This is a genomic window from Hydrogenophaga sp., assembly GCF_050182545.1.
Taxonomy (GTDB): Bacteria; Pseudomonadota; Gammaproteobacteria; order Burkholderiales; family Burkholderiaceae_C; genus Hydrogenophaga.
Genome location: NZ_JBFXCD010000004.1, coordinates 169,983 through 183,318, shown reverse-complemented (window position 1 = coordinate 183,318; position 13,336 = coordinate 169,983). Strand labels below are relative to the sequence as shown.

Here is a 13,336-nt window from a genome sequence, read left to right as displayed (position 1 = left end):
ATCTCCCTCTCGCTCGCAGCATCGTCTCACAAGAGCCCAGGGCGCAAGGCCCGGCGTCTTCGCACATTGCGGGTTATTCAACTGCCCGCCACGAGCCCGGCCAGCACGCGGTAGGGCTTGGGAAACCAGGCCCAGTGGTCGTCCACCCAGACCAGGCCGTCGTAGGCCATGCCCGCTGACGCACCGGGCTCGATGACTTTCCACGCCGCCCACACGCGCTGCGGCTGCAGGTGGTCGGCGATGGCGCGGTAGCCGCCGGGGAAGGCGCGCGAGAGCTCGTTGTCGGTGGCGAGCATGCCGGCGGGTGCCAGGTGCACGCGCACCCGCGCCTGCGCGCTGGCGCGCCGCACGCGCGGCGTTTCGGGCCAGGCCGCGGCGTAGGCCTCGCGCGCCCGGTCGGCACAGGCGGGCACGAACACGCGGTCCCAGTCGTCCTCGCGCGGCCGCAGCGACACGGCCAGCGCGCCGCCCGGGTCGCGCGCGATGTCGAGCAACAGGGGCTCCAGCCGCTGGCGCAGCACGTCGGCCGCGGCCAGCGCCGTCTCGCGCGGACCGGGCTCCGTGACCGATGTCTCCAGCGCGGTCAGCGCGCGCGTGGCGGCCTGCGCCAGCGCGGCGCGCGGGTGCGACACCAGGGCCTGCACCGCGGGCGCCAGCGCGGTCGCGCGCAGCGCCTGGGCCGCGAGGATGCCGCGCAGCGCCGTGCGCTCGTCGCCATCGGCCAGCCAGGCAGCCACTTCGGCCGGGTCCACGCGGGGCACTCCGTCGGGCCAGCCGCCGGCGCGCGCGCCATCGAGCAGGCGCAGGCGGCACACGGGGTTGAAGGTGTAGTGCAGGGCACGCTCGCCGTGCGCGAAGCTGGCCTGCTCGGGCTCGCCCGGCACGATGGGCGCGCTGCTGTGCGAAAGCAACCGCCAGCCATTGCGCTCCAGCGCCTCGCGCAGCGCGCCGAAGCCGTGCGCCGGGGGCAGCACCCGCAGGGTCTCAAGGCTGGTGTCCATCGTCATCGGTTCTGATTGTGAAGCAGCCCTGCATGAGCCGCACCATGATGTCGCGCGTGCTGCGCAGCGGTTGCCCCGTGACCGGATCGGGCGTGCCCACCGGTATCACACGCACCACGCGGCCCTGGTGGTCGAACACGCGGATCGGCGCGGTTGACGCGCGATCGAGCACGCTGGGCATGTCGTCGCCCAGCACCACGTCCACCGGCACCTCGGTGGCGCGCAGTTGCGGCAAGTCAGGATCGGTGCCGCGCAGTGGCGGCACCGTGACCATGGGCGAAGGGTTCTCGATCACCAGCCGGCCATCGCGCCAGACCACGCGACCGGTGAGCGCCACGCCCTGCGCCAGGTCCTCCAGGGTGGGCCTGGTCACCGTGCGCTCGAAGCCGTGGGTCTCGCGCATCCAGACCACGTCGACCTGCACCTGCGGGTGGTCGCGCGCGATGCGCGCGACCATGGCGCGCAGTTCGCCCGCGAACACGCCGCCCATGTAGAAATCGACGATGGCAAAGCGGGACTGGCCCAGGGCCGTGATGCGGCGGCGAATCTCGGCCTCCAGCAGCGGCGTGCGCTGCTCGCGCCCGGGCGGCCCGGACTTGGCCATGGTCACGGTGTCGGGAAAGTCGGGCGTGTCGCGCGACAGCGCCTCGGCCAGCAGCGCGCCGCCGCGTTCGACCGCCAGCACCGCGTCCGGGCGGGCGGCGCGCAGGTGATCGCGCATGTGCGCAATGGCCAGCGCGTTGAGCGTGACCGCGAGTTCATCCACCAGGCCGTCAAGCTCGCCATAGCGCGGCGGGCGACCGTCGCGCACCCGGTTGCGCAGGCTGTCGATGATTTCCTGCGCATCGATGCGGCGCCCGCTGATGCCCAGCGTGGCGTCGATGCGCTGGATCACCTCGATCAGCTGGTCCACCGACAGGCGGGTCAAGGCGGCCACCGGCAGCAGGCGCCGGCGCAGGTCTTCGTCGACCGTGGTGCGGCCCTCGCGCAGGTCGCTCAGCCGCGCGGTGGTTTCCTGGTCGATCCGCGCCTCGCGCTCCAGCCGTGCGCGCTGGTGCGCGGCGGCATCGCGCTCGGCCTGCTCGCGGCGCGCGGTGCGCGCGGCGTGTGCGGCCTCACGCGCCGTGCGCTCTTCCCGTTTGCGCGCCACGCGCGTCTGCGCGCCCAGCGCCCGCTCCTCGGGTGTGGGGGGCACCCGCACCTTGCGCAGGGTCACGACGTGGGCCATGGCCCGCTCGGGCACACCAAAGCCCGAGTGCGGCGCCACCACCGCGCGTGGTGCCTCCGCCGCCGGCCCCACCGGTTCGAGCCGCCAGCGCACACCGTGTTGATCGCTCCAGACGAGCTGCTGCGCGGCGGCCAGTTCGGCGTGGATCGAGGCCTCGTCAAACACCACCTCGATCTCGCCGCCTTCGCGCAGCACGCGCAAGGCATGCGGCGCGAGGTTGGTCACGCTCTCGACCTCGGCCTGGCGTTGCGCGATCTCGGCCAGCACCTCGTGCAAGGGACGCCCCCCCGCGGACACGCCCATCTCCATCGCCTTCTCGTGCGGCAGCGGGAAGCGCACGTGCACGCGGTCCACCGACGCGTCGGGCAGCGACTCGCCGAAACGGTCGGGCACGAAGCGCCCGCCTTGCGCCTCGAACGCCGCCACGGCGGCGGCGTCCGGCGGGTGGCTGGCCTCGCCCGCGATCACCTCCGCGCCGGGGTAGCGCGCCGCCAGTTCGGTCGGGCTGAGCAGTCCCGGGCCGACGAAGGGTTCGAAAACGCGGCGCACGCCCTGCGCGGATTTGGAGAACAGGCGCGCCGGCTGATCCAGGTAGTCGGGCCGCGCGCGGGCACCGGCGCGCACCGCGGCGCGTTCGGCCGGCCCCAGGCCGCTCACCTGTTCCTGCAGCTCGCGCAGGTTGTGCAGGGTCTGCGCGTTGCGCGCGAGTTCGGCTTCGTCGGGTGGCGTGCGCGCGCGCAGCGAGGCGTCAATGCGCTCGTGCGCGTCGATCTCCAGCTCCACCTTGGTACGGAAGAGTTCGATCTGCGTGTCCAGGTCCAGCTCATCCCAGCGCTGCAGCGTGGCCTCGTCCAGCCGCGCCACGCGCGCGGCGGTGGCGGGGTCGCGCAGCTGCATGAGGTGCGGGCCTTCGTCGGCCAGGCGGCCCACGGGCGTGCCTTCGCGCACCACCACCACCGGGTTCCCGTCGCGGTGGATCAGCACCACCTCGCCGCGCTCGCTGCCGGTGAAGCGGCGGAAGTCGGCGTCGCGCATCACGACAATGGGCACCTCGGCCATCTCGCCGTGCAGCGCCTCGGGCACGTGGCGCAGCAACTCGGCGCGCATGGCTTCGGCGTGCGCGTCGGGGTCGCGCACGGAGGCGCGCACGACACCGTCGTCGCCGTCCGGGTGCGCCGTGCTGTAGATGCGGCCCTCGGGGTCGCGGATCACCACGCCCGCGCGCTCGGCGTGTTCCAGCACGCGGCGCGGCACGGGCGCGTGCTGCTCGGGCACCTCCAGCACCATCTGGCCGCGCAGCACACCGCTGCCACCGCCGGCGGCGTCGTCGGCGCGCACGGCCGCGGTGCTGTCCACTTCGGCGATGCGCGCGCCGGGGTGGTAGATCTCGGCCAGCTGGTTGATGTAGGCGATGGCGGCGTCCTCGCTCAGGTCGGCGAGCTGGCTGAACTTGCGTTCCACGATCTCGCGGCCGACCACCACCGCGTCCGCGCGCGGGTGCCCGCGCCAGCCCTCGGGCCGTTCCAGCCGCACCTCGCTGTGCGGGTAGGCGTGTTCGCGCTCGGCATTGAAGTCGTTGCCGCGCTGCACGCGCGCCATGCCGGCTTCGGCCTCCTCGGGCGTGCGGTCAAAGACGCGCCGCGACCCGCCCTCGGTCGGCGGCGGGCCGTCGGGCAAGGTGGTCGCGCCGTCGCCATCGTCCCCTTCGGCGTCGGTGCGCGCGGGCAGTTGCTGCTCCAGCTCGGCCACGGTCCGGGCGCGCGCCTCTTCCGCGTCGGCCGCGCGGCGGCGCTTGCTGAACAGGCGCGCGGGCTGGTCCAGGTAGTCGGGCCGGCGCTCGCGGCCAGCTCGCATGGCATCGCGCCGCCCCGCGCCCAGGCCCTCCACATCGGCGGCGCGCTCGCGCAGGCTGGCCAGCGTGCCGTCGTTGAAGTCGATCTCGCTGGCCAGGCGCGCCACGCGGTCGGTGTCCCCCACGCGCACCGCATCGGCCATCTCGCGCTCGAGCGATCCGCGGATCTGCTCGTGCGCATCGATCTCCAGGTCGACCTTGTCGCGGTACAGGTCGATCTGAGTGTCCAGGTCGAGCTCGTCCCAGCGCGCCAGCGTGGCCTCGTCCAGCCGCTCCACGCGCGCGCGGGTGGCGGCATCGCGCGACTGCACCAGGTGCGGGCCTTCATCGGCCAGGCGCGCCACAGACGCCCCTTCACGCACGACCACCACCGGCTGGCCGTTCTCGATCAGGGTCACCGCGTCGCCCAGCGCACTGCGGGTGGCGGCGCGGAATTCGGCGTCGGAGAGCACACGGATCGGCACGTCGGCAAAGTCGCCGTGCAGGGCCGGGTCCACGTGGCGCAGCAGGGCCGCGCGCATGCCGTCCTGCACGATCGCGTCGGGGAAGCGCGTGACCACCGTCGCGGCCATGCCGCCGTGCTGCGCGATGTGCTCCAGGCTGAGCGCCCGGCCCAGGCTGTCGCTGCCGAAGCGGCCATGTTGCTGCATGAACATCAGGTCCTCGGCCGCATCGCGCAAGGGGGAGCCGTGGGCCAACGGGTCGCCGGGGATCGGCTCCAGGCCCATCTCGCGCCGCGTTTCGTTGATGCGCTCGGCGGCGCCCCGCAGGCGCGTGTTGTGCACGCCCTGGCCGATGGCTTCGGCACCGCCTTCGCCGATGCCCTGCACAAAGCTGTGCAGGCCGGCGTGGCCCATCTCCAGCAGGGCGTCGCCCATGTCGCCGCGGAAGCGCCCGGTGGCGCGGTCGACGGCCAGCTCGGTGCCGCGCCCGGCCACGCCACCGGCGGCCTGCACCAGCCCGCGCGTGAGGCCGCGCCGCCCGGCCGCGCTCAGGCTGCTCAGGCCGCCGCCGCCGGTGGCCGCGTTCAGCGCACTGTTGGCGCTGTCGGCTGTGCGCCCCACCACGCCCAGCGCGCCACCGGCCACCCGGCGCAGCAGCCCGCCGCGCTCGGCGATGGCCTGGGCCTGGCGCGCGATGGCCGCGCCATTGCGCGCCAGGGCCTCGATGGAGTTGGTGGCCGCGGCGGTGGCGCCACCGGCGAGCGCCCCGCGCGCCAGGCCCGCGAACAGCCAGCCCACGGCGTCGTCGGCGCCATGGGCCCAGGTGCGTTCGTCCAGCGCGGCCGTGCCCAGCCCGCTGACCGAGCCCGTGACCATGCCGACGATGATCTGGTCCACGACCGGGTTGCCGGTGAACATGCGCGAGAGGCTGGTGAGCGTGCGGCTGGCCGCGCTGGCGGCGGACGCGGCCTTGCCCGCCACCTGAGCGGCCGCGCCGAGTTGCGCGCCCACGCCGGCGGTGACGGCCTGCACCGCCGTCATGCCCAGGTCCACCGCGGCCTGCTCCCAGCCATAGCGCCCGCCTTTGATCGCATAGCTGGCCGACATCGACGCCAGGCCCGTGATGACGGCCGCGGCGATCAGCGGCGCGGCCGCGCCGCCGGTGACCACGGTGATGGCCGCCGCCGCGATCGCGCCCAGGATGGCGATGCCGGTGGTGGCGATGTCGGCGAAGGCGTCGATGCGCGAGGCATAGGTTTGCGCGATGTCCTGGGCCACGCCGGCGGTGGCGCGGAAGTGCTCGACGTCGGGCCCCCGGTAGCTGCCATCGTCCCTGAAGTTGCCCAGCCGGCCCTCGATCTCGCCGCGCGGGCCCACGGTGAACGGCCCGCCCGCGAGCAGTTGCAACTCGGCCGCGGTCTCGTCCATGGCTTCCTCGGCCAGCGTGCCGTCGGCCAGCCATTCGCCAAAGCCGCTGGCCTCGCGGCGCTGCTGCTCGAGCGCGAACGCGGCCACCTCCAGCCGCTCGCGGTCGTTGCGCGGCTGGCCGAGCATGGCGCGCTCCATGCGCAGGCGGTCGTCGCCCGAGAGCTCGGTGAAGAACTCGCCTTCGCCATAAACGCCCATATCGGCATCCAGCGAGCGCCCGGTGCGGTCCTCGTAGGCCTCGCGCATGGCGGCGATTTCGTCGCGGTCCATGCGTTCGGTGAAGCGGAACATCAGGTCCTCGTTGGTGCCCGCGCCGTCCATCGCGTGTTCCATGGCGATGGCCGCCGTCTCGGGCGAGGGCCGCGTGTCGGTCAGCAGGCCGGCGGCGAGTGCGGCACCGGTGCTGTTGGCGCCGAAGCGCTCTTCCAGAGAACCGATCAGGCGCTCGCGCGCCGCTGACACGCGGTCCTCTTCCAGCGCGGCGTCGGGGTTGGCCACATCGCTGGCGGGCGCGAAGTCCTCCGGCGTGGCCTCGCCACCGGCGTAGCGTTCGGCCGCGAGCATGAGCACGCGCGCGCGTTCGGCCGCCGCCGCGCGGTGCGCCTCGCGCTGCGCGGGCGTGGCCGTGCTCAGGTCGCCGACGAAGCGCGGGTCGAAGGTGGCGCGGTCGATGTTGACCGCGTCGGGCGGATCGCCGCGGCGCTGGATCTCCACGCCCAGGCGCGCGGCGCGCACTTCCACGCTGTCGTCGCCATGCCGGATCAGGGCCTCGGCCAGGTCGTGGTTGGCGCCGGCCAGGTCCAGCGTGATGGTCTGCCCACCGCCCTCGGGGCCACCGCCCACGTACACGTCCACCTCGCGCGTGACGAAGGCCACCGCGCGGTCCTCGTGGCTGAGCGTGGCCAGGTCGGTGCCGGGCTCCACGCCACGCGCCACGTCGGCGTCGCTGACGATGCCGCCCAGCGCGTCGACCACGGCGGTGCGGCGCTCGTCGGCGCCCATTTCCTGCTCGGCGCGCCAGTCGCCCGGCGGCGGCGCGCCGGTGTACTGCTCGATCGCGCGGTGCGTGGCATCGGCGTCGCCCTCGCGGCGCGCCTCGGTCACGGCGGTGCGCAGGCGCTCGGCGTCGGCCAGCGCGTGGTCGCCATCGGCCAGCGCATCGAACACCCGCTGGTCCGTGCCATCGAGCGCGTCGCGCACTTCGCCCAGCGTGCCGGCGTGGTCGCGACCCAGGGCGGCCAGTTCGTCGGGTGAGAGCGATCTCATCACGGCCTCGATGCGCGCCTCGTCGTCGTTGAAGAAGCCGGTGGAATCGGCCAGTTCGATCGCCGCACCGGCGGCGTTGTCGCCATTGAGGTAAGCGCTGGCGGCGCGGAAGTCGTCGCTGTCGGCGTCGAGCTGCTCGCGCAGATCGTCTTCGAGCCAGCGGCCCCGGTGGCGCCCGGGGTAGACCGTCATGTTCAGCGCGCGCCCCTGGTTGCGCGTCATGCCGCGCAGCGCGGCCAGCACGGCGCTTTCGTCCACGCTGCCCATGAAGGCGCCGCTGAAGCCGGCCACCACGCGGTTGGCGCGGCCCTCCAGCGCGCGCTCCACGTCGGTACCGGCCTGGGTCAGCTGTTCCTCGAAGAACACGTCGGCCGGCAGGTGCTCCTTGCAGTGGTCGATCTCGTCGTCGCGCTGCTGGTCCAGGCCCGGCGCGGCAGCCGCATCGCCGCCGCCCGCTCCGGTGGCCCCGCCCGCGCCGCCGCAGTGGCCGCATTCGGTGGTCGAGGTGCCGGCCTCGGCCGCAGCTTCAGGGCAATCCTCTGCCGGCGCAGGCGCCGGTGGCGCGCCACCGGCGGCGGGCGCGGGGGCTGCTTCTCCGGTGCGCAACTGGCTGAGCGCGGCCGCCGCCTCGGTGCGCTTTGCGGCAATGAACGCGGCCATGCGCACCGGCAACGGGCGTGCCCACTCGCTGGCGGCCTCGCGCACCGTGCCCGCGAGCCGGCCAAAGGCGCCGGTGAAACCCGCCGCGCCCTCGGCCAGCTGTTCGCCGGCGGTGGTCTGCTGCGTGGCGAGAAAGGTCTGCCACTGCGTCTGCGCTTCCAGCCGGTTCGCTTCGTGCGCCGCGCGCAGTCCGGCCGCGCTGTCGTCATGCCGCTGCCGGTTGTCCTGCAGCCTCTGCTGCAGCAGCGCGCCCTGGTGTGCGGTGGTGTCACGCAGCGGCGTTGCGCCGCGTTCGGCGGCCAGGCGCAGGCTGGGGGCGCCGCGCTGCGCGCTCTGGCGCAGCGACTGGCCAAAGCCGATGGCCTGACGCGCATAGGTGGGCAGGGCCGAACGCGCCGCGCCGGCGACACCGCTCACGGCACCTTGCGTCTCGCGGTGCTGCGCGGCAAGCGCGCCACGGGCCTGGCTGTGCAGCCGGCTGCGTTCGGCACCGGACTGGTGGTGCAGCTGCAGCACCTGCTGCCGGGTGATCTCGCGCAGGGCCTCGCGCCCGGCCCGGGTCTGCGTTCCGAGGGTGTCGAGCGCGTTCTGCAGCGCCTTGCCCACCTGGCAGCGGCTCTGCGCGGCCATGCGCGTGTTCTCCGCCGCGAGCGCACCGGTGTAGCTGCACCCCAGGCTGCACGAGGTGTTGTCGCGCGACTGCTCCCAGGCCTGCTTCTTGTCGTCGAAGCGCTGCCGCAGGCGCGTGAGCGCAGGGTCCACCCAGCGCGGAATGCGCAGCTGCCGCTTCTCGTTCTTGGCGCGTTCGAGCGACGGGCCGCTGTCGCTCGGATGGTGCACGGCGCGCTGGTCACGCCAGGTCTCGAGCCCCGTCACGGCCACGTCCCGCGCGGTCTGCACCTCGCGCACGGTGTCGTTGAAAGCCTGCACATGACCGGCCACCAGGCCGGAGACCACGCCACCGATCTGCGAGGCCGAGCGTGCGCTGCCGGCATTGATCAGCCCGTAGGCGCTGCGTCCGGCGGCGCGGATGGCCGCGCGCGTGCGCCGCGAGGCTCGGTTGAAGTCGCGCAGCGCCGCCGCGCCCGCCTCCTGGAGCGCAAGCTCGGCCTGTGCCGTGGCCTGGTCGAGCGCGTCGCGGTCCGCCTGGTGCGTTTGCAGAATCTCGCCCGCGCCCTGATCCCAGGCGAGTGCCAGCGCCTGCGCCACGCCATCGGTGCGGGCCACGAAGGCGTCCTGCCCGGCCTGCACCTCGCGCGCGAGGTCCTGCCAGGCCTGCAGGGCGGCGCGCGCGGCCTGTTGATCGCGCTCGCGGGTCTCGCGCGCATCCATCACGCGCCGCGCCGGGTCCGCGGGGGCCTCGCCTTCGGGCGCCTCGGGTTCGGCCTGGGCGGGCGGCAACAGTTCGTCCGGGCCCGGGGGCGTCACGGCCCAGATCGAGGGCACCGCTTCCAGCGCCAGCGGGGGCGCGAACAGCGGTTCCTCGGTCGCCTCGCGCAGGACGAGGGCGTCGGCCTGATCCGGCTCCAGCGCCTCGAGACCGCCCGCTGGTGCACGGGCGGCTGCGCCTGCTGGTGCGCGCCCACCACCCTCTGCCGCGAGTTCGCCCTCTGCACCCGCTTCGTGTTCTTCATCCCCCATGTCTTCGTGCTCGCCTTCACCAGCTTCCCCGGCTGCGCGCGCGCGCACCGGGGGCTCGTCGGCAACCGCGCCGGGTTCGGGTGCAGCCACTGCGGGCGGAGTCTCGGCATCGGTGGCACCCTCCGCGCGACGCGGCATCGGCGTGCTGGCGTAGCGCGGCAACGCGCCACTGCCGGGTTCGGCGCCGGCCCACGGGGTGGTGTCGACGTCCCGTTCCTCGTCGATGCCTTCCGCTTCCGCCACGTGCTCGTCACCCCGCGCGGCCAGGGTGTCGCGGCCATCGCGCCGGCGCGCATGCGGCAAGGCGCGGCCGGCCCGGCGGTGCTCCGGCCCGGACGCCAGCGCAACGGCGTGCGCCATGGCTCAGCGCCCGCCCGCGAGTCCGGCGGGCAGTCGCTTGCCGAGCTTGCGGTACTCGGCGTCGAGCGCCGGCTCCAGCGCGGCCCAACCCACGGGTGCGGTGATGGAGAGCGAGCGAGCGGCCAGCACCACGTTGCGGATGTGGCCACCGGCAAACTCGCACGTGGCCGCGAGGCGGTTGAGTTCCGCGGCGTCGAGCGCGTGCGCCTGGCCCAGGTGGGCCAGCCACAGCGCGCGGCGTTCATCGGCGCCGGGCTGGGGGAAATCGATGATGGCGTCGAGCCGCCGCGTGAAGGCGCTGTCGAAACGCGCGCGGCTGTTGCTGGTGAGCAGCGCCACGCCCTCGAAAGCCTCGATGCGTTGCAGCAGGTAGTTGGTCTGCTGGTTGGCAAAGCGGTCGTTGGCGTCCTTCACGTCGGTGCGCCGCGCAAACAGCGCATCGGCCTCGTCGAACATCAACACCACCTCGGCGTGCTCGGCGCGGGCGAAGAGTTCGCCGAGGTTCTTTTCGGTCTCGCCGATGTACTTGCTGCTCACGCTGGCAAGGTCGACCCGGTACAGCGGCAGGCCCAGGCGCGTGGCGAGCCAGCCGCAGGCCAGGGTCTTGCCGGTGCCCGACGCCCCCACGAGCAGCGCGCGCACACCCGGGTGGTAGCGCGTGCGTGCCGCCGCACCCAGCCCATCGACCAGTCCGTCGCGCTGGCGGCAGCGTTCAACCAGCGCCAGCAGGTCGTTGCGCAAGGCATCGGGCAGCACCAGCGCGTCGTCGGGCACCTCGTCCGGCAACAGCCGCGCCAGCGAGCCCAGCGCGTCCTGGCCCGCCGCGCGCGCCGCGCGCGCCACGTGTCGTGCCGTGATCTGCGCGGCCCCGTCGCCACGGCAGAGCGCGTGCGCGGCGTGCGCGAGTTCGTCAATCCGCGCGCAGGCATGGCGGTGCTGCCGGGCCAGCCCTTGCGCCGCGTCGCCCGGCAGACCAGCTGCGCTCCACAGGGCGGCGCGCTCGACTGCGGGTGGCACGGGCACCGTCCACGCGGGGACGGCCTGGCCGTCGAGTTCCCAGCTGCCCTCGGGCCCGCTGGCCATGAGCAGGGGCAGGTGGCGCCCGCGCAGCGCGGGTACCCGGCGGCGCTCACCCGGCGCGAGCTCGGCCACCCACACCGGCATGGCACCGTGCAGCAGCAGCCAGGGCAACAGGCCGGCCGGCGCATCGCCCGTGAGAAAAACGGCCCGCAGGCCGCGCGCATGCGCCAGGGCGGCGCAGGCCGCGCGGGCCTCGCGCGGGTGCCCGCTGCGCACCACCAGTGCCTGGCCCGGCAGGAGCCGGCGCCCGAGCTGCTCGACCTGCGCCTGCAGCGATGGCGGCAGCCGCGTGCCCTGGGCGGCGTCGGCTTGCACGCCAGGCCAGGACCCATGGCCGCCCGACAGCGCCAGCACCAGCGGCATGGGCAGTCGCAGCCGCGCGTCGGGCAGCGCGCGCGTGCCGGCTTCGAGCTGCAGCAGGCCGCAGGCCAGGGCCTCGCCATCGAGCAGCGCGGCCAGGGACTGCGCGGCGGACAGGCCGCGCTGCGCGTCCAGGCTGGCGATCAGGCCGGGCGTGGGGAACCCGTCGCGCAGCGGTGCCTGCAGCCAGCCCAGCGCGCGGCTGACGACCACGTCGGCGTCCGCGGCCAGGCTCAGCGCGAGCGCCATGCACTCGCTGTCGTTGAGCGCGAGGGCCTCGCACAGGCGGTGCAGCGGCTGGTCCTGCAGGGGTGGCGCACGCCACCACAGCGCCAGCGTGCGGGTCAGGTCGCCGCAGGCAGCGGGCAACTCGCCGGCCTGCGCGGCCAGCCAGCGGGCTTCGGCGGGGGCGTCGGCCGCCAGCGTGCCGGGCGCGAGCCAGGCCAGCAGGCCGGTGGCCAGGGGCGGCGCCAGCGGTGGCGGGGCGGCGGCGTTCACGCGCGCTCTCCCGGCCCTGCCCGGTATTCGAATGCCACCACGCGTTCCAGCCAGGGCAACCAGCCGGGATCGATGTCCAGACCGGCGCGGCGCACGCGCAGGTCGGCCTGGCCCGGCGCGAAACGCACGTCGAGGTGGGTGGCGCTCCATCGCACATGGGCGGCGCGCAGGCACAGGCTGGCCAGTCCGATGCGCGCCACGCGGCGCAGGTAGCGGCGCACGGCCAGCAGCCAGCGTTGCGCCATCGCGTCGGGCGTGCATGGACTCGTGGGTTCATGGCCCAGTCCGATGCGCGCATCACGCCAGCCCGGCGGCGGCGACCAGCAGCGCGCGGCCGTCTCGCGCGGCAGCGGCAGGCTCTCGACCAGCGAGCACATCGGATCGCCATCGGCCACTGGCAGGCGCCGCAGTGCCCGGTACAACACCAGCGCGGCCAGGGGCTGATCGGCATGGTCGGCCTGCCAGGACGCAAAGCCCAGGCGTTCAAGCACGGGCAGCAGGAACAACAGACCGCCCGCCACCGTGGCCAGGTCGGCATCGAAGTGCGGCCATGCGGTGGTGGGCACGACGATCCCGGTGTCGGCCGGCACAGGGGCCACGGGGGCCACACCCGGGCCGGGCTGGGTCGCGTTGCCGGGCCCGTGACCGGCGGGCGCCAGCGCGGCGCGCGTGGGCTGCGCGCGGTGTGGCGGGGTGCCCGGTGCGGTGACAACGGGTGGGCCGCCTTCGCCGGCGGGCGGCCGCGGCGCCACGCGGTTGATCCCGGACCGCGGCGCGGCCGGCAGCGCTTGTTCGGGGCGCGCCTGCCAGCCCGCCGCGCACAGCACCGCAGGCAGCCAGTCGGGCGCCCCGGTGGCGGGCGGCAGGGTGAACCAACTGCCGTGTGGATCGCGCAGCACCCTGGCGGTGTCGACGTCGATCGGGGTCTGCGCGCGCGCGGGCACCGGCGCTGGCCCGGGGGTTCCGGCCAGCGCCAGCACGCGCCGCGCGGTGGTGGTGGCCATGTGCCGCACCAGCCAGGGCGCCGCGCCCTGGCGCACCGCCTCGGCCACCCAGGCGCGCAACGCCGGCTGAGCGGCGGGTTGCGACGCGAGGCCATCCACCACCTGCGCCAGCCAGTCCGCAGGGGCCGCGTGCACATCCACCCCGGGCAAGGCCAGCGGCCAGAACCAGTCATCCAGCGACAGGCCAGCCGCGCGCCGGCGCAGCGCGGCCTGCGCCGCTTCCAGCCGGTTGTTGAAGAACACGGTGTCGCTGCGCGCGGCGCGGGCCTCATCGTCGCCAGGCACCCACTCGCCTCCCACCGCGGCCACGCGCTGTTCGATCAGCAGGCTCAGGCTTTGCGACGACAGGTTCGCCGGCAGGCGCCCCAGGTGCAAGCGCCGCACCAGCAGCACGCGCGCGCCGGTGTCGGGCAGGCTGGCGCAGCGCAGCGCGTCTTCGAGCCGGTGCGCGGCGTGCGTGGCGGCCTGCGCGGTGGGTGCGCGCAGTCGCAGGTGGCGCACGGTGCGGTCCATGC

4 protein-coding genes are annotated in these 13,336 nt (G+C 74.7%); all 4 read right to left on the bottom strand.

The features are described 5' to 3' along the window. Window positions 1-77 precede the first annotated feature (77 nt). The 4 genes from AB7P10_RS06305 to AB7P10_RS06290 are packed head-to-tail and all read right to left on the bottom strand — an operon-like array spanning window position 78 to window position 13,334. Entirely contained in the window at window positions 78-1,007 is a 930-nt protein-coding gene (locus tag AB7P10_RS06305; protein WP_428292984.1) for a hypothetical protein, read from the bottom strand. Then, complete coding sequence (locus AB7P10_RS06300) at window positions 985-9,879, bottom strand: hypothetical protein (RefSeq protein WP_428292983.1); 8,895 nt, start codon at window positions 9,877-9,879, stop codon at window positions 985-987. The genes AB7P10_RS06305 and AB7P10_RS06300 overlap by 23 nt, the downstream gene beginning before the upstream one ends. 3 nt (window positions 9,880-9,882) lie before the next feature. Further along, entirely contained in the window at window positions 9,883-11,817 is a 1,935-nt protein-coding gene (locus AB7P10_RS06295; RefSeq protein ID WP_428292982.1) for an ATP-binding protein, read from the bottom strand. Then, complete coding sequence (locus tag AB7P10_RS06290; RefSeq protein ID WP_428292981.1) at window positions 11,814-13,334, bottom strand: hypothetical protein; 1,521 nt, start codon at window positions 13,332-13,334, stop codon at window positions 11,814-11,816. The genes AB7P10_RS06295 and AB7P10_RS06290 overlap by 4 nt, the downstream gene beginning before the upstream one ends. Between the last annotated feature and the right edge of the window lie 2 nt (window positions 13,335-13,336).